12 protein-coding genes and 4 pseudogenes are annotated in these 18,179 nt (G+C 37.8%); 7 read left to right on the forward strand and 9 right to left on the reverse strand.

Annotation, left to right across the window (positions count from 1 at the left end; translation table 11 throughout):
- Positions 1-2: 2 nt before the first annotated feature.
- Together B1201_RS15535 and B1201_RS15540 are read right to left on the reverse strand one after the other, a co-directional pair.
- Positions 3-701, reverse strand: a complete 699-nt coding sequence (locus B1201_RS15535; RefSeq protein WP_078194319.1) for a molecular chaperone — start codon at positions 699-701, stop codon at positions 3-5.
- 22 nt (positions 702-723) lie between these two features.
- Positions 724-1,260 carry a fimbrial protein gene (locus B1201_RS15540; RefSeq protein ID WP_078194320.1) on the reverse strand — a complete coding sequence of 179 codons (537 nt, stop codon included), beginning with the start codon at positions 1,258-1,260 and terminating at the stop codon, positions 724-726.
- Positions 1,261-1,703: 443 nt separating this feature from the next.
- Between B1201_RS15540 and B1201_RS15545 the strand changes: the two are divergent.
- A pseudogene (locus B1201_RS15545) lies at positions 1,704-2,680 on the forward strand (IS110 family transposase).
- 163 nt (positions 2,681-2,843) lie between these two features.
- On the opposite strand, the gene B1201_RS15550 reads toward B1201_RS15545, so the two are convergent.
- On the reverse strand, positions 2,844-3,167 hold the full coding sequence (locus tag B1201_RS15550; protein WP_078194321.1) for a hypothetical protein: 324 nt from the start codon (positions 3,165-3,167) through the stop codon (positions 2,844-2,846).
- A gap of 290 nt (positions 3,168-3,457) precedes the next feature.
- Positions 3,458-3,664: pseudogene (locus B1201_RS15555) on the reverse strand (transposase); the annotation flags it as partial.
- Positions 3,665-3,705: 41 nt separating this feature from the next.
- Here B1201_RS15555 and B1201_RS15560 point away from each other — a divergent pair.
- Positions 3,706-3,843: pseudogene (locus B1201_RS15560) on the forward strand (transposase); the annotation flags it as partial.
- 24 nt (positions 3,844-3,867) lie between these two features.
- On the opposite strand, the gene B1201_RS16830 reads toward B1201_RS15560, so the two are convergent.
- Positions 3,868-3,981, reverse strand: a complete 114-nt coding sequence (locus tag B1201_RS16830; protein ID WP_143221717.1) for a transposase domain-containing protein — start codon at positions 3,979-3,981, stop codon at positions 3,868-3,870.
- Here B1201_RS16830 and B1201_RS15565 point away from each other — a divergent pair.
- Positions 3,962-4,144 (forward strand): annotated as a pseudogene (locus tag B1201_RS15565) (IS3 family transposase); the annotation flags it as partial. The gene B1201_RS16830 and the pseudogene B1201_RS15565 overlap by 20 nt on opposite strands.
- 50 nt (positions 4,145-4,194) lie before the next feature.
- Here B1201_RS15565 and B1201_RS15570 read toward each other — a convergent pair.
- On the reverse strand, positions 4,195-5,697 hold the full coding sequence (locus B1201_RS15570) for a PLP-dependent aminotransferase family protein (protein WP_078194322.1): 1,503 nt from the start codon (positions 5,695-5,697) through the stop codon (positions 4,195-4,197).
- Positions 5,698-5,986: 289 nt separating this feature from the next.
- Between B1201_RS15570 and B1201_RS15575 the strand changes: the two genes are divergently transcribed.
- Genes B1201_RS15575 through B1201_RS15590 form a run of 4 tightly spaced genes read left to right on the forward strand, consistent with a single transcriptional unit; the run spans position 5,987 to position 10,286 of the window.
- The gene (locus B1201_RS15575; RefSeq protein WP_032037828.1) at positions 5,987-6,382 is read left to right on the forward strand and encodes a nuclear transport factor 2 family protein; all 396 of its coding nucleotides are present in this window, start codon (positions 5,987-5,989) and stop codon (positions 6,380-6,382) included.
- Positions 6,383-6,393: 11 nt separating this feature from the next.
- Positions 6,394-7,830, forward strand: a complete 1,437-nt coding sequence (locus B1201_RS15580) for an NAD(P)/FAD-dependent oxidoreductase (RefSeq protein ID WP_032037831.1) — start codon at positions 6,394-6,396, stop codon at positions 7,828-7,830.
- Positions 7,831-7,887: 57 nt separating this feature from the next.
- Entirely contained in the window at positions 7,888-9,327 is a 1,440-nt protein-coding gene (locus B1201_RS15585) for an amino acid permease (protein WP_078194323.1), read from the forward strand.
- Between the two features lie 59 nt (positions 9,328-9,386).
- Positions 9,387-10,286, forward strand: a complete 900-nt coding sequence (locus B1201_RS15590; protein ID WP_078194324.1) for an EamA family transporter — start codon at positions 9,387-9,389, stop codon at positions 10,284-10,286.
- A 597-nt stretch (positions 10,287-10,883) separates the two neighbouring features.
- On the opposite strand, the gene B1201_RS15600 is transcribed toward B1201_RS15590, so the two are convergent.
- The 3 genes from B1201_RS15600 to B1201_RS15610 are packed head-to-tail and all read right to left on the reverse strand — an operon-like array spanning position 10,884 to position 18,151.
- Positions 10,884-13,946, reverse strand: a complete 3,063-nt coding sequence (locus tag B1201_RS15600) for a type I restriction endonuclease subunit R (protein ID WP_078194326.1) — start codon at positions 13,944-13,946, stop codon at positions 10,884-10,886.
- Positions 13,946-16,219, reverse strand: coding sequence for a GmrSD restriction endonuclease domain-containing protein (locus tag B1201_RS15605; RefSeq protein ID WP_078194327.1), 2,274 nt, complete (start codon positions 16,217-16,219; stop codon positions 13,946-13,948). Before B1201_RS15605 ends, B1201_RS15600 begins: the two co-directional genes overlap by 1 nt.
- Positions 16,220-16,225: 6 nt before the next feature.
- Positions 16,226-18,151 (reverse strand): DUF262 domain-containing protein, encoded by a 1,926-nt coding sequence (locus B1201_RS15610; RefSeq protein ID WP_078194328.1) that lies wholly within the window; start codon positions 18,149-18,151, stop codon positions 16,226-16,228.
- Between the last annotated feature and the right edge of the window lie 28 nt (positions 18,152-18,179).

An 18,179-nucleotide genomic window follows, 5' to 3' on the forward strand; every position in this document is an offset into this window, starting at 1 on the left:
CATTATTTCAAAATAACTTCGGGGATCTCAATATTGCTGCCATAGTCATTGATATAGGTAAATTTAAGGCTTTTTACATTTTCTGGCACGTTGCGCAGCACATCAATGCTTTGGAATGGCGGCGCCATATCCTGATTCATATGGGTGATCGGCTGGCCATTTTTGCCTAAAGCCAAATCGCCGATCGTGATAAATAACGGGCTATTATTTTTCAGCTTCAATGTGCCATGTTCAACAGACCACTGAAGTTTTTTCACCGCTGCCGGCAAATCATCTTCAATTTGCTGCGGACGGTAGAATAATTTGAGTTTTGAACGCACTGCCAGTTGTAAAGTGTTTTCCTCTTCCGGCTTTGGCGGTATTTCCTGCACATTAATCCAAACTTGGCTTTCGCGGTCTGTCGGCAAGCCTGAACCCGAATAAATAAATCGTAAAACAGATTCTTTTTGCGGTTCAATTTTGATTAATGGCGGCGTCACAATAAAAGGCACTTTAGCTGAAGCTGTTTTATCTTCACCAGCTTCCAGCCAAGTTTGCACAATATAAGGTTTAGACGCGTTATTTTTCAGATTTAGCGTGGCAGCTTTGCTGTCACTGTGATAAATCACGCGGCTAGCCATGGCCTGAATCGCAGCATTGCTTGGCGATGCAAACGCAAGGCCGGACAAAACAATGGCGAATAAAGATGGATTCAGGCGCATGACTGTTCCTCAGGGTGCTAAATTATTTTTGCTGCAATGTAATGCTTACAGTTGCGTCTGCTTTACCTGCAGTCACAGTACTGCCAGTCGCTTGATAGAACGCCTGCAATGGCAAAGTTCCTGCAGCAGTTGCGCCAGTGCCAGACGCAGTTAAAGCAGCGTTAGAATCAGCACCCACGACTGTATTTAAATTCACTAAATTTGATGTACTGTTTGCGTTTGCAATTGCAATGCCGACACCTGTTGCAGCCGATGCTTTCAGCAGCTTAGCGTTCGTTGCATCTGCAGTGCCTGCAAAGTTAACTTGATAGTTGCCGGCAACACAGTTGGCTACATCAATCGTAAAATTTGCTGGAGTTGATTTATCGCCAGCTGCTTTAAACATAGACGTTGGCCATTTGCCTAAAACAACTTCATTGCTGCTGCTGTTGTTGATTTTAATATCACATGCGGCATTCACAATTTCGCCAGTAAAGTTAATTTGACCCGCAGCAAATGCTGAAGTTGTGAAAGCCAAGGCTGAAACTGCTGCGAATGCCAATGAAATTTGTGTTTTCATTTACTTAACCTAAAGATAATCAATAATTTTTTTTCCGCTTATTGCGGAACTTGCTAAAATACGATCACAAACACAAAGAAAATACAAAATGTGACATATCTTACATTTTTTAAATCATAGCAGAAAAAAAATATTTGAAAACTCCTTTGATACATTTTTTGTAAACAAGACAGGGAAATATCAACGAAACAGCTCAAAATCGCTTTACTAAATTTTTGATATATTAGATCTTGGAGGTTGTAGTGATTAGCTTCCACTATATGCAAATTGTAGAGTTTGTAATAGACCTAAGACTTTTAGTCTGTGCAAGAGATAAAACCTACAATTTGCCCTAACCACTTGCACAACTCTGGACGGTAACTAAGCACTTTGATGCTGCATTCACAAGAAAAGACGGTGGTTATGCTAAAACAATAATTGAATAATTAAAGCAGGTAAAGATTATGTTTTATCTTGGTATTGATGTTGCTAAAGCTAAAATTGATTGCTGTTTTAATTTTAGAAAATTCTGCAAATAAAAAGAAAACCAAAACTTTTTCAAATACACCAAAAGGTTTTGAGCAACTTCAAATCTGGCTAAACCAGCATGCTGCAACTTCTACGCAGACCATTATCTTAATGGAAGCAACATCTATTTATCATGAACTCTTGGCTAAATATTTATTTGGTGAGGGCTATCAAGTCTCTGTAACCAATCCTGCCAGAGCTCGATATTTTGCTCAGAGTATGTCTAAGCTGAATAAAACAGATAAGGTAGATAGTGAGGTTCTAGCTCGATTTGCGATGACTGCCAATCTACATTTTTGGCAACCTTTACCCAAACATATTCAATTGCTGAATGCTTTACTGGATAGAAGAGCTGTTCTCTGTGAAGATTTACAACGTGAAAAGAATCGTTTGGAAAAAGCAGAGTCTACCTTCACGATGGAACCTGTACTTCAGTCTCTCCACAAGAGTATTGAACAGTTAAAACAAACATATTCAGGGTATCGACCAACAAATTGATGATCACATTGATCAGAATCCTGATTTAAAAAATGATAAAGAACTGCTCAGCAGTATTCCAGCCATTGCAGATCGAACTAGTTTATTAATGCTCAGTTTCTTGCGCAGTCATACTTTTGAAAGAGCTAGTCAAGCGGCTGCCTTTGTTGGATTGGTGCCCACTCAAAAGCAGTCAGGTAGCTCCATTCATGGCAGAAGCCATTTATCCAAAGCGGGCTCTTCCAAAATATGTGCCGGTTTATATATGGCAGCCATTGTCGCAACTCGGCATAATCCTCATATTAAAGGGATGAATGAAAGATTATTAACTAATGGTAAAACCAAAATGATGGCGATTGGAGCTGCAATGAGAAAGTTGGTTCATCTTTGTTATGGTGTACTCAAACACCAACAGCCTTATCAAGCAGATTATTGAGCATGAATTTTCGATAATTTACTTGACGTTTCAGACGGTATCTCTTGCTTTAGTCAAAATTTAATCCGTGATAAGAGTTGATTTTTAAATAAATATCAAAATCTAAAATAGTCAAAAATGATACTTTCGCAAGAGGTCTAATAGATCAGTTATTAAAAAGAAGTCATTTATAATTGATTTCAAGATTTAAGGATTTTTTTTCAGGAAGTTGCTTTAAATTTACCGTAAAAAAAGTGGAACGTGTTTCGGCCTGCTGCAGCAGATAGGATTGAATTTGTACAATTGAACGATCTTCAGTCTTCATGCGCTCAATGGCGTTTGCAAATTGATTTTCTAAAACTTCACATTTTTTTTTATTATCAGAATAATTTAAATCACATGTGTTTTCATAAATTTCTCCGCTGAAATTCAGATTAATCGCTTCTTGAGCAAAAACAGCTGAAGCCGCACACACAGATATCAAAATTATTGCGATATTTTTTAACATGACACTGTCTCAGCTTATTATCTTTTATAATTTTTATAGCACAGCTGCTCAATCCGTTTTTCTTCTTAATTATCAAAAAAATAAAGGATTGATAACTTGATCACATACTGCACGCTTTTAATTTTCAATTGCTCATCATGTGTGCAGGGGCACCCATATTTTACTTTTCAGTGGTATCAGCCCTTTAAAAAAACAGCCTCTATGCATTTACTATTTATTATAAAAAAACTTAAATTAATCATGAAGGGCTTTGTTGCATAAACATTCAAAAGCTGAGTTTTCCCCAATCCATTCAAATTTAATAGAGATTTGATCATTAAACAGCATTGAATCGCTGTATCGGAATAAGTTTGATTTCGTTCGTGCTTGCCTTGTGGTTGTGCATACCATTGCGTCTTAGGATCAAACCAGATTGAAATATTTCCTCGCTTGATTAAAGCTTGGTTATACGAGGACCAATTGGTTGTACGATAGATTTTAGGCGTAGGCTTCTTCATCTGGAAATTATATTGCTGAAAAAGCCTTCAAGAATAGCTTTGTGCAACAAAGCCGTCCTGAATTTAAACAGCAAGCGATTGATTATGCACTTTCAAACTCACACGAGCCTATAGCTGCAATCGCCCGGAAATTAGGTGTGGGTTATTCAACTTTAGATAAATGGATTCGTGAAGTAAGCGTCCGCTGAATCCCATACCAATTTTTAATTCGATTTAGGTTTCCAGCAGTGCGGCAGCAATTCTTCAATTTGGGTCACTTTGTGTGTCGGCAGCTTTTGCAGCACATCACTTAAATAACGACAACTCGGTATTTCCATGAAAACCTTATCAAATTGATACAAGAAAGCAAAGGTTGGGACATTAGCAGGAACACAACAATTTTTGCCCGATCTCGGTGCTCTACTCGAAGAAAACAAGAAATTCAAACAACAACTCAAAATTGCTGAAATGGAAAAAGAATTTCTAAAAAAAGCGGCAACTGATGTGTCCTGTTTTTTCAGCACGCCTCAATAATACAGTGTCGCGGAATGCTAGTCTGCCCAATTATATAAACAATATTCTTCAGTGGCTTGAGCCAGCCTTCTTATCCCCTCATCAATTTTATCTGCACTGATTGACCCAAACCCTAAACGAAGGAAATGTTTGTGTTTGTGATCATCTAAAAAGAAAGACTGCCCCGATTCAATGAATACGCCTAAATTTGCGGCATAATGAGACAAAACCATAGTATCAATATCCGCTGCGGTATCAATCCAACATGCTGAACCACCATTCAAAGCATAAGGTTTCCATGTTGGAAGATATTGTTTTAATGCCTTGTTGAGTATTTCACCCCGTTGCCGGTGTAACTGGTACTGACGGCGAAGCATGCTATGGTAATAGCCTTGATCGATAAACAAAGCAAAGACACGTTGATTGAATACATTTGGATGTCGCAACATCAGACGGCGTAAATGTCGAAGTTCTTGTATTAATTCGGGTGCAGCAACGATATATCCTAAACGTAACCCCGGTGCCAATGGCTTAGATAGACTTCCAAGATAAATGACTCGCCCATGTCGATCTAAACTTTTTAGCGCGGGAATTGTCGTATTTTGCACCAACACTTGAGCGTCATATTCATCTTCAATAATAATACTGTCGTTTTGTTCTGCTAACTGCAATAAATTTTGTCGGCGCTGTGGTGACATTGTTACACCTGTTGGACATTGCCGTCCTGGCGTAACAAATAAATAATCGCACTCGCTTGCTCTAGTTAAAGTTACCCCCTCATGATCTACAGCTAAAGGAACAATATTCTGAGTTTGTAGCATAAATATATTACGCGCATCTGGATAACCAGGTTCCTCAACACCGATCACATGATTCTGCCGCATTAACAACGTTGCCAACATATATAAGCCATGCTGGCTTCCCACAGTCAGTAAGATTTCATTCTCTTGAGCCATGATGCCTCTCGTAGGCAAAATATGCTGACGGATTGCATTAATGAGATAGGCGTCGTCCCCTTGCTGAGTCATATCTCGTGACCATATTGAGGCATCTTTTGCAGATAAGGCACGTAATGCACATTCCCGCCAAGCTGAAGCAGGAAAGCTTTCCGCATCAGGTTGACCATAAATAAAGGGATATGAATAATTCATCCAATCACTTGGTTTCGTCAAATGCCTTTGTGCTGAAGGTCGTATACAAAAGCGAGCCCCCCAAGTCGTCGCTTTTGACGTAGTACGAATGGTTTTACTCTCGCTACTATCAATCTGGAAATTTAAACAGACAAAATGTCCACTCCGCTGTTTAGATTCTAAAATTCGCTCAGCAACCAATTGTTGATACGCAATGGTGACCGTATTTCTTCCAACACCTAGTTGATCAGCTAAATCACGGCTAGAAGGTACAGCCATACCTGGCTTTAAATAACCCTGTACCAAAGCCGAAAACATCATACGACAGATTCTGCCCTGTAAATTCAAACCACTTTTTGCAGTATTAGAAAATAATGCCTGCCAAACTGTAGCTGAAATCGCTGTATTCACTACTCAATCCTTATATCTGTGCATTACTGCGATCCATTTTGATGCGTCCCAAATCAAACTGGTGCAAAGTTCATAGTTTCAGCCCATCTTTAAGTTAAAACTGGACTTACTCAATATAAAGCAAAAGGTATTCCACTCTTCAATATTTAAATTAAATCTATTAAAACAATAATTTAAGTTAATTTATTACTGGCTCCATCAAAACCCCAAATCTGGTACTACGCCATTTTTCACTATTTCCGTAAATTCAATTCAACAGCTAAATAAACCTTGTTTTGGAGCAAAACAAATGCAGCAAGCACAATTAATCCAACTACTTACAGATTTTTCTACAGCATGGAATCAACATGATGTCGAACAACTCATGGCATGCATGCATCCAGATTGCCGTTTTGAAACTGTAGCTGGTGAGGATGTTCATGGAACCCGAATTGAAGGCTTAGATGCTGTTCGTCAAGCATTTAGCAATACCTTCAAAAGTTTTCCAGATGCTCAGTGGCGAAACGGTAAACACTGGATCAGTGATAACGCTGAATTTGGTATTTCAGAAACAACCTTTACTGCGACAACTGCTGATGGTGGCTGGATTGAAGCCAATATGGTTGATGTCTTTACATTTAAAGATGGAAAAATTCTCGTCAAAAATGCATTCCGTAAAAATAGACCTGTTCAAGCAATCGCGTAAGGAGTCATTCAATGAATCAATCTGTCCAACATGCAAGTTCATTTCGCGAACACTTAGAACTGCATAAATCTATACCGTCACATAGTTTTAAAAGTTACAACGCACAGTTTGACCCATTAACCTCTCCTGTCCTACAGGGAAATGAAAATTATGCGCCAACTTATTGGGTCGGCACAGCAGGTACACCACCTGAAGATGATGGTCCATTAATGGGTGACACCGAAGCGGACATCGTGATTATTGGTGGAGGATTCACTGGGTTATCTACAGCACTAACACTAGCTGAACAATTTGGTGCTGCCCCACTTGTCCTTGAAGCAAACCGTACAGCGTGGGGCTGTACTAGCCGTAACGGTGGGCAAGGTCAAAATGCCTCAGGTCGTTTGTACCGATCCCAATGGATTGAAAAATGGGGATTAGACACCGCCAAACGTCTTGATGCTGAAATTCGGGAAGGTTTTGATTACTTCAAAGACCTTGTGAGCGGCATTGAATGTGATGCTCAAGATGGTGGACATCTTTATATTGCTCATCGCGCAAAAAAAATGGCTTTCCTCGAAAATGAAGGCCGAGTTATGAAAGAGGTGTTTGGCTATCAAACTCGTATGTTGAGCCGTGAACAACTACATGAGGAATATGTTGCGGATCAGGAAGCTGCAGGTGCTTTGTTGGAACCCGATGGAGTTGGCGTACACCCATTAAAATTAGCTTTTGGCTATTTAAAACGTGCCCGTGCTGCTGGTGCCAAAGTACACACTTCAAGTCCGGTACTTGGATGGGAAACGCACAATGGCATCCATTATTTACGTACTCCAAATGGTATTGTCAAAGCAAAACGTGTGGCGGTTGCAACAGGTGGCTATACGCCTAACGGCTTACACCCTCATCTTTCTGGAAAAATCATGCCGATTTTATCCAACTCTATTGTGACGCGCCCTTTAACAGAAGCGGAACGTGCTGAGGCAGGCTTATACAGCACCACATTTATTACGGATACTCGAACTTTACGTCACTATTATCGCCTACTCCCTGATGGATCCATGCAATGTGGCAGTAGAAGTTCCTTAACCGGTGCAGATGCAGATAATCCAGTCCATCTCGAACGTTTAAAAGAAGGGCTTTATCGCAAATTTCCAAGCCTACGTGGCATACCTATTGCTTATTCTTGGTGGGGTTGGGTCGATGTGAGTCATGACATGATGCCTCGTATCGTACAACCCAACCCTGAGGAAAGCATTTATTACGCTATTGGTTATGGTGGTAATGGTGTGTCTTTCTCCGCGATGGCAGGACTCCGTCTCGCGGAACGAGTGATGGGAATACACCGCCCTCAATTTGAGCTTCCGATTTATCAATCCCCTTTGCCTTCACATCTGTTTCGACCATTCCGTCGACTCGGGCAAGCATTGTTATATCGCTGGTACCACTTAAGAGATGAAGTGCTTTAAGCACACATTCAGTCATCTGTAATGATTCGGTTATAAAAATATAAGAGGGAATCCATCATGTATGATTCAGATTCAAATCAAAGTTTAAAAAGTGCTTTAAAACCTCGTCATGTCCAAATGATGGCACTTGGCGGTGTTATTGGAATGGGACTATTTGTAGGTAGTTCAGTAGTGATTCAAGCTGCAGGTCCAGCCGCAATTTTGTCCTTTCTGATTACGGGTGTGTTGATTATTTTAGTGATGCGAATGCTTGGTGAACTTGCAACCGCCTCTCCTGTATCAGGCTCCTTCTATGCATATGCACGCCATGCTTTCCAAGATTCGCCTTATTTATCTAGACTCGCAGGCTTCATGACAGGATGGATGTATTGGTATTTCTGGGTCATCGTGATTGCATTAGAAGCGATTGTTGGTGCAAAACTATTTGCTTATTGGTTACCTGATACACCACAATGGATCGTCAGTCTGGTTTTACTCGCCCTATTAACAGCAACGAACTTATTCTCAGTCAAATCCTTTGGTGAATTCGAGTTTTGGTTCTCATCTATTAAAGTTGCTGCGATTGGTCTTTTCATTTTCCTTTGCACTTTATATATGTTCGGACTTTGGCCAAACCATCAAGCTGCTGGATTTGGTGAATTGTTAAATCATGGTGGTTTTATGCCAAATGGTTGGGGACCAGTTTTATCTGGGGCTGTTGCCGCAACTGGATTTTACTTTGGTGCTGAGATCGTTACGATTGCTGCTGCAGAAACCAAAGACCCCGAAAAATCTGTTGCCAAAGCAACTCAATCTGTAATTTCACGCGTACTTATTTTCTATGTTTGCTCAATTTTATTAGTGGTATGTATCGTCCCTTGGAATAGTCCAGAAATTGCGACGCCTTATGTAAGTGCATTAAAAGTTCTTAATATTCCGTTTTTTGCAGACATTATGAATGTCGTAATTCTCGTAGCGGTGCTTAGTTGCTTAAATTCTGGTGTTTATGCTGCGAGCCGTATGTTGTTTGCGTTAACCCAAAATGGTGATGCACCTCGTAGCTTAACTAAACTTTCAAAAAATGGCGTTCCAATTCGTGCCATCCTATTCAGCACATTGTTTGGTTATCTATCAATTCTAGCTTCATACTTCTCACCAGATGCTGTTTTCCCTTTCTTGGTCGAATCTTATGGAACTGTAGCCTTATTTGTCTATATCGTGATTGCATTCTCGCAAATCCGTTTGCGTCGCTACTTAGAACGTGTTGCTACTGAACGTTTGAAAGTTCGTATGTGGTGTTTCCCATACCTGAGTTATTTTGCAATCATCGGCATGCTTTCAATCTTTGCTGCAATGGCCTTCATTCCGAGTCTTCAAAAAGCGTTCTGGTTTGGTATCGCAAGTGCAGGCATCTTATTCTGTATCTTCATTATTCGAGATTATGTAGAGCTGATTAAATTACGTCATCAAAGTACACAACTGAATACGCTCATCCCTGCCAAACAAACCAAAATTTAATCCTCAAACACAATGACCTGTACCAAGTACAGGTCATCCACGTCTTTAGGAAATTACATATGCATTTAAAAGATAAACTAGCTGCCTTCGCAGTCGTGTTCATCTGGGGTATTAACTTTTATTTTATGAAAGTTGGGGTCAGTGAGATACACCCTATGCTCCTCGGATGTTTACGCTATCTACTGGTTTTATTACCTGCCCTATTTTTCATCCGTATTCCAAGTGTCGGGTGGAAATGGTTATTACTATATGGCTTTATTAGTAACTTTTCTCAATTTGCTTTTATGTTCAGTGCAATTGCGACAGGAATGCCTACAGGTTTAGTCGCTTTAGTTGTGCAATCCCAAGCCTTTTTTACTGTCATGATTGCAGCATTTTTATTACGCGAACAAGCCTTTTGGAACCAGTGGCTGACTATCGTGATTGCCTTTATGGGCTTAATGCTGATTGCCTTTGGTCAACAACATAGTCATGTTCCATTAATGGGTTTAGCATTGGTATTATGCTCAGCAATTTCATGGGCCTGCGGTAATATCGTAGTCAAAAAAATGGGGCCTGTTCACCCAATTGGTTTAGTCATATGGGGCAATATTCTTACCCCATTATGGTTTTTACTTTTAGCGGTGCAGAATATTGGCTGGCAAGGTGTGGTTGCGGATTGGCATGCACTGACTTGGAAAGGATTTGGTGCTGCAGCATTTCTCGCTTACTTTGCAACGATTATTGGATATGGCTTATGGATCTACCTACTGACACGTTATCCTGCTGCTATAATTAGCCCGTTATCACTCTGGGTACCTGTTATAAGTATGATTTTTGCCTATTTATTTTTAGATGAAAAATTAAATACTTTGCAGTGGCTGGGTTCTTGTATTGTTATGCTGGGTTTGATGGTGCATTTATTAGGGCAAAAAATTCAGTCACACATCACTTCACGTAAACTTGTCCGAACAACATAAAATAATTAAATAAGGGGCTTAGGAAGTTAAGCATATAAAAAAGTATGGTAACTTCCTTAGGCTTTATTGCATAAATATTTTGAAAGTTACTGATTTTAATGTTTTTGTTGAATTTCAATAAAAATAAACATAATAAAATTATAGTGTTAGGTATTTGTGCAACAAAGCCATGTAGAGCATTAAATTGAAATTGATTTTTTCTATACTTTCTTTAAAAATGAATGTATAAAAAATATATGAACTAAAGATTACTACTGTAATCTTTAGTTGCTTCTCTAACTCAAAAAACACATTTTTTTCTATACTTTAAATACCCTATAAAAAACAGAAAAATAGAGCCTAATATCAAATACCGATTCACTAATTTCCCACGAATTTTATCGTAAAAATTAACAATGAATTGATCTATATAAGGCATCATCTGCGTCACGCTTCGTGTCTCAAAATAATGACCGAGTTGAGCATTCAGCCATGTGATAACAGCGATACAAAATATAAAAAAGACACAAGGAAGTATCCAGACCTTTGGATAGCGCTCTAGCACTATCAGTAACTTATAGAACTCCTCTTGTATCCAATTCCACATATCTCAACCCTTTATCGCATTACACCCTGTTGCAGGCTATATTTCCACGACATTCTAAAGGCAGTATCTTTTGAATATTGCTTATACATATCCATATCAATCTTTCTTTGACGTAACATCACTTCATTCATAATCTTGTCAAAAGCCAAATCTTTGGTATGCGGATCAGGGTTATTCAAATACTTACTCTCAAAATCAGCATGTTCTTTTATCTGTTTTAAGATATTCACAAATTTTACTTTTTGCTCTTCAGGCGTTGCAGCCCAACCACCGAACCAACGTTCATTAAACGTTTTAATGATTTCATCTAATGGGTCTTCTTCAGTTTCACCGCCATGAGCACCACGAGGATTCGAATTTGTCGGATCTAGAACTGTTTCTTCAGCATCTAACTCAATTTGCTCATTCAGTTTTTTACGCTGTAAACCATAGGAGTTTAAATCAACTGAATTTAACAACTCGTCTAAAGCATCTGCTTCTGGATCTTCAATTTTGAGTTTAGGAATCAAGAATTTTAAGAACCAATATAACTTTTCCCAAGCTGCAACCTCGTATGGCAAAATTGAAGCCATCTGTCCGTAAATCTTCACAAACTGCTTTGCCTTGATCTTGAAATCAGCTTTATCTTCAGCGCTAAGCTCTAACTCAGCATCAAAACGTGCAACGGCAGTATCAATAATTGGACTTAATTTTTCTGCATCTACTGAATCAAAATATTTTGTGGCAAAGTCTTCGACTTCCGATGATTCATATACTCCAACAGTATCTAGCTCATCTTTTAGTTCGTTGAGTACATTAATATCGGTCGCTTGTGACAACGTAGTCGACGTGTAGAAACGATCAAATGATTGTTTGATATCTTCTATCTCATTGAAGAAATCGAGCACAAATAGATCTTCTGTTCTCTTACCCAATTTAGGGGCAGAACGGTTTAAACGAGAAAGTGCCTGAACGCACAGGACGTCCGCCAACTTTTTATCAACGTACATCGTGCAAAGCTTTGGTTGATCGAATCCAGTGAGGTATTTATTGGCAACAATCAGTAAGCGATACTGATCTTCATTCACGCCTACAGGCTTCTTGTCACCCACATAGCCACGATCGAACATATCTTTAGTGTCATTATCAGAGAATCCATTGAGAATCGCTTCTGAATATTCAATACCATCTACTTTCTTCTCACCAGAGAAAGCAATGATGGCTTTAAATAGATATCCTGCTTGCTCAAGCAGTCGGTCAATCGCTTTGTAATAACGGATTGCAGACTCAATATTTTGAGTCACAATCATCCCTTTGGCCTTGCCTTTTAATTTCTTGGTATTTACCACATGTTGAATGAAATGATCCAACATTACTTCAGCTTTGATATCAATGGTCTGTTGTGTTTTCTCCACATAGCTTCGTAAGGTTTTCTGCGCTTTCTTCGTATCAAATAATGGGTTCTCTAGAATTGATTTCTCAATTTCATAGAAGCTCTTATATGTCGTGTAATTTGACAAGACATCTAGAATAAACCCTTCTTCAATCGCCTGTTTCATCGAATACAGATCAAAAGGTTTAAACGAGCCATCTGCTTGCTTTTCACCAAACTTTTCTAAAGTCGTGTTCTTTGGCGTTGCAGTAAAGGCAAAATAGGAGGCATTGCCTTTCATCTTACGTGCCAACATTGCACTTAAGATTTTATCTTGTGCATCTATACCATCACTGTCTTCATTGGCTTTACCCATAACTTCATTCATTTTGTCATGAGCAACACCTGACTGAGAACTATGTGCTTCATCAATGATCACAGCAAAACGCTTATCACTTAAATCTGCAATCCCATCAATAATGAAAGGGAATTTTTGGATCGTGGTAATGATAATTTTTTTGCCATTTTCTAAAGCAGATTTCAGCTCTGATGACTTATGGGCATGTGCCATAATATTCTTGACCTCAGAAAACTCCTTAATGTTCTCTTTAAGCTGTTTATCAAGAATACGGCGATCTGTCACCACAATGACGGAATCAAATAAGGGATGTTCCAGTCCTCTACTTCCAGGAATATCTTTTTCTGCAGGGTAAGCTTCGATCAACTGAAATGCCGCCCATGTAATTGAATTTGACTTACCTGAGCCTGCCGAATGCTGAATGAGGTAAGTTTGACCCACCCCTTTAGTTGAAACATCATGAATAAGACGACGAACTACACTGAGCTGATGATAACGAGGGAAATAGAGATTCCTTTTGTCTAATAAGGTTTTCTCATCACCATCTAGTCGTACGAAGTGCTGAATGATATTCGCTAGACTTTCTTTTGAAAGGAGTTCTTTCCAAAGGTATGCCGTTTTATGCCCCTCTGCATTTGGCGGATTTCCTGCACCTGCATTATGACCTTTATTAAAAGGCAAGAAGAAGGTATTCGCTCCAGCAAGCTTCGTAGTCATATAGACTTCATCGGTATCGACAGCCATATGCACGATACAACGAGCAAAGCTCAATAAGGGCTGAGTAATATCTCGATCTTGTTTATATTGCTTCTGTCCATGATGACGAGCATTCTGCCCTGTCCATTCGTTCTTTAATTCAAAGGTAATAATGGGAATACCATTTACAAATACCACCATATCAATTTCTTGTAATGGATTGGCTTTTGAGTAACGTAATTGGCGAGTCACACTGAAAATGTTCTGCTTGAAGCGGTCTTTAATCTTCTGAGAACTACTTGCCAACGGCGCTGGGTACATCAACTGAAAATGCGCTTGATCTACGGCAAGACCTTTTTTAAGTAGATGAACCACCCCATGCTTTCTGATCATTCGATCAAAGCGCTCATAGATTTTTCGTTGCCAATCGTGTGGGTTGAATTTCTGAATTTTCGCTAGTTCATCTGCTTGTGTTTGTTCAAGAAACTGCCAAAAATATTGGATATCTAAGGCATACAGCATGTCAAAATTTGAAGGTGAACCTGATACAAAGCCATGATGAGGTATCACCATATCGGTTAACCCAGCTTTGACATTTTCAAGGCATGTTCCAGTCAGCGCTTTTTCAATTGCCATTTCTAAAGCACGTTCATCGGTTAAACTGACCATTAAGCAACCTCTACTATTTCTGGGTATTTAATTTCATCTAATACTTGCTGTTGTGCTTCTATGATATTTTTAAACTCTTGCATTTCTTCACTTGTGATTGGTCTAAAAACGTCAATCTCTTCTACATTTTTTTCAATGATTTCATTGATAAATACACCATTTTTAAATGTAACTCTAAGCCTATTTTGAACTTTTAAACTTGGCATAATCTCTCTGCTAGAAACAGATAAATAATCAAGGTCTGTATCTATTAAACCGTATTCTGCTGTCTGCAAGGTGTGATATAAAACATAACTTCTTAACTCAGCATGTGTCCCACTAAGCTTTGACTTTTTGAGTAAAAAGATAAGATCATCACTGTCCTTTCTAATCTGCGTACCAGAACAATACTTAAAAATCTTTGCATCAAGAATAAAATATTTTCTCCAATCATAGATTTGAGCCAACTTTTGATTCCTAATAGCATTCAGTTTTTCAAAACTAACATCACCCTCTAACATATCTAATAGGATTTTAAGCTGAGGGTATTTATTATTTGCAGAGACTCTATTGTGATCAAATACATCTCGCCAATTTTCTGCTCTATCACGATATGAGTTATAGGTAGCCGAACAAAAACTTAAATTTCTTCCGCGTTTAACGAAATAGTTGTTTAAGCTGTCACCTAAGCTTAATAATGACCTATGGAGTCGATATTCCTTGTCTTTTATAAATACATCGTCAAATAATTTTTTTGCAGTTTCAGCGTAATAAGTAAACTTTTCAATGCAAATGCTCTGATCATCTGCCTTTGCATAATCAAGTAAGAAATCAACTCGCCCATAGAAATAATTATGCTCTTCGTATTTCTTTAATAACTCTTTCCACGCTTGATCTTGAAGAATGAGCTTGGCTTTTTCAATTTCATGCTCAATATGTGATTTTTCAAAAGCAGTTTTACTACAAAGTTCTATAATGTTTTGATGTTGGTGCAAAGTGCTAATTTTATACAGGACACTTTCATGACCAATATACATCGCTAATTGTTCCAGTGCTTCGAGTACTGAAAGCATTAACTTTTCAGAGTTATAGTAACCCTTAGCATTTTTTACCAACCAACCACTGATTCTTTTCCAATCCTCAAATTGATCAATGTTTTGAATATACTTGGTAAAATAATAAGCGGTTGCGAAGTTTGCTTGCTCTTCATAGGAAGGCTTATCTGTACTTAATATTTTGAAGACATTGTGTTTGCTTTGATGCACTACAGCAAAATCTAATAGCGCTGTTAAGTTATCAATCGTATTGCTAACTTCATTTGAGAATAAATCCATATATTGCTTTTGCGAAATAAATAAATTAAGTCTCAAACGGCTCACTAAACTCTCAATATCTTTTTCATCCGTGTAATCAGATTTTTGATTTTTGGATAAATACTTTTGATGCTCACATAGCAAACAAATTTTAAAGAAATGAATAAAACTCGCATCAAAAGATTTATTCCAGTCTTTACTCGTAGTCCAAATTAAATCGGTCCACTTTGTGTCAATACTCTGAAAAAAAGTATTTGCCTTGCTGGTATCAATTTTATTTTCAAGAAAACCCTGAAGCCATGCTTTAAAGTTTTCAAATTCTGTTAGTTGAACACCTCTGGCATTCATTTTGATATATAGCTCATCGGTTAATGAAAATTCATTCATTGGTAACAGATAAAAATTCAGAATCGAATGACTACTCAATCTCACCCATAATTCATCAAGCTCATCCGTATGCTTGGATCCCAGCAATGTTTCTAATTCATCTAACATCGTTAATATTGCAATAATGGTTGGATCTTTACGCCATACTGCTAGAAACCACGCTTCGTTTTCAATCGCCACGGAAGGCTTATCACTCCATTCCATTTCGACTAACTTCTCAACTAATTGAGAGATGAACAGCTTAGAACTTGTACGTGTTTGATAGCTGAATTTCTGTAATTGTTTTTTAATTAAATCAATTTCATTTATATTTGCCTTATTTTTATTCACAAGATAACAATGTAAAAGGAACAAAGTCGTTAGACGTTGTTGCCCATCTAATAATTCAAGTGTTTTGTAATTTAAAGATCCATAAACAAAATCTAGTTCAAGCTCTTGATTTTCAGTCAAACTTTGTACTAAAGCTTGCAAAAATGTTTTACGGATTTGTGCAATCTTTGGATCATTCTTTCGACCCTGTGCGTAATCACGCTGAATTGTAGGTATAACAATATGATATTGTTCCAATGCTTTCCACAATGTCAATTTAGCCATTTTTCATCACCCCTCATTTTCATCGTGAAATTCAATACCAAATTGTTTAAAGCAGTCTAATAATGCTTGTTTATAGTTTTTCCTATCTGCAGTATCCCACTTCAGCATGTGATTTACATCGTCACTAAAATACTTAGAAAATACCTGTTGTGATGCTAAAGGAATAAAGTTGGCTTTGTCAGTCTTACCTAATTCATAAAGCTCTTTTTCGGCTTGTAAAACTTTCTTTCTCTTAATAAAAAATGGATCATTTCCTATAGAGCGATTATCACTTTCTGGTAAAAGGCATAAATTATCAAGTGTTTGAATATTTTCAGAGAAACTGCCGATCAGCGTTTCTAAAATTTCATTATATTGATTATACAAATGCTCTTTTTGCGTAGGATCTGTGACTGTCTCATATTGAGTTAATATTTCTCCAAGCTTTTCCTTAGAAATGCTATCTGTTATTTCCTCCAACAATGCCTTTTGCTCAGATACCCAAACCTTGATTTGATCATCCTTGCTAGACAACTCCTCACTTTGCTGGGCATGGATATGCTCAATATCCCACTTTACTTGGTTATAGCGTTTAAAAGAAAAACGTGTATTGTGTCGCTCATATCTAAAAATATTAAATAGTACGAGTATTGATTTAATTTTTGATCGACATGAAGTGTCATCTGCATCATAAAAGACATGCTCAAAATCTAATTCTTTGGCATTTTTGTCTTTCTTAAAAAGATGACTTAATTCAATTTGGATAAAGTTTTTTAGCTTCGCTTCAAATTCATCTCGTTTACAATCTTGAGCTATAGTCCAGATATCCTGAATAGTTTTATATTCTTGACCTACCAAATAGCCGATAAGATGGTATAAACGATCATTTTCATACCACTCATTTAAATACTGAAATCCTGTGAGAACCTTTAGCCACTCTTTTTCAATTAAATCTTTCACATTATGAGCTTTTTTAAACTCATTTGCGTAATAGATAAAAGTTTGATGATCTACTTTCAGTTTTAGTACTTTTTTATCCGTCTTTTTATTCGCAATCAGATCAAAAATAAGTTCAATCCGTGTGTGTTTATTGGTTTGTTGTGCCGGACTCAAGAATGCCCAAAATTCATCATTTTGTAAGGCCTGTTCAATCGCATCCCATTGATTCGCCATTTCAGTTTGCTTCTGAACTGCAAGATGATCATTTCCATAGGCATTCGCAATTTTTTGTAAAAATAAAGCTTTTATCAGTTCTGCATCAGTGAGTGGAATCTTGCCTTGGTTTAATCGACTAAAGATTTCAATAGATTGTTTTTTTGAATCTTGATCCCGATCTACACGTACGGCATACCAAATGACTTTTGTATGATGTAAGAGCTTATCCTTCCAATGCTCCCTGTTAAATTCTGTGCCCTTTTTTTCAAACCACGTTTTGACAGCTTGATAAGCCGTATAGAAGTAATGAGCATCAATCGTTGGTAGGTTATTTTCAGTGAGTCCAGTTAAGTTATTTAAATGCTCTGTACTTGATTCTCTAGTCTCATAACGAAGAGTAAAATATGACTCATTGGTTAAATAAGTCAAAATAATAAAAATTGTGGTCATCCGTTGCTGACCATCAATGAGTTCCCAATAGTGTTGTGTCCCTTCGGTCTTTCTTTTCACGACTACAGGTTGCAAGCAATAAAAATCACTGTCCAGTTTTGGTTCAAACTCATCAATATCATTTAGCAGTTCCCAAACTTGTTGTTCTTTCCACTTATAGCCTCGTTGGTAACTATCAACAAAAAAATTAGCCTTCTGTAATTCATTAATGGTTTTCAATTCCAATGAATTTTCTTTTTGTTCTAAATAAGAAATGAGTTGCCCTAATCGATCATCTGCAATTTCAGATAAGTCAGGCTTATCCTCTAACAGTTGGCTAATCTGTGCCAATAAATTTGCTGTATCCACCCTACCCCCAATTTTTAAATCTTTACTT

Source organism: Acinetobacter sp. ANC 5600 (assembly GCF_002018395.1).
Classification (GTDB): Bacteria; Pseudomonadota; Gammaproteobacteria; order Pseudomonadales; family Moraxellaceae; genus Acinetobacter; species Acinetobacter amyesii.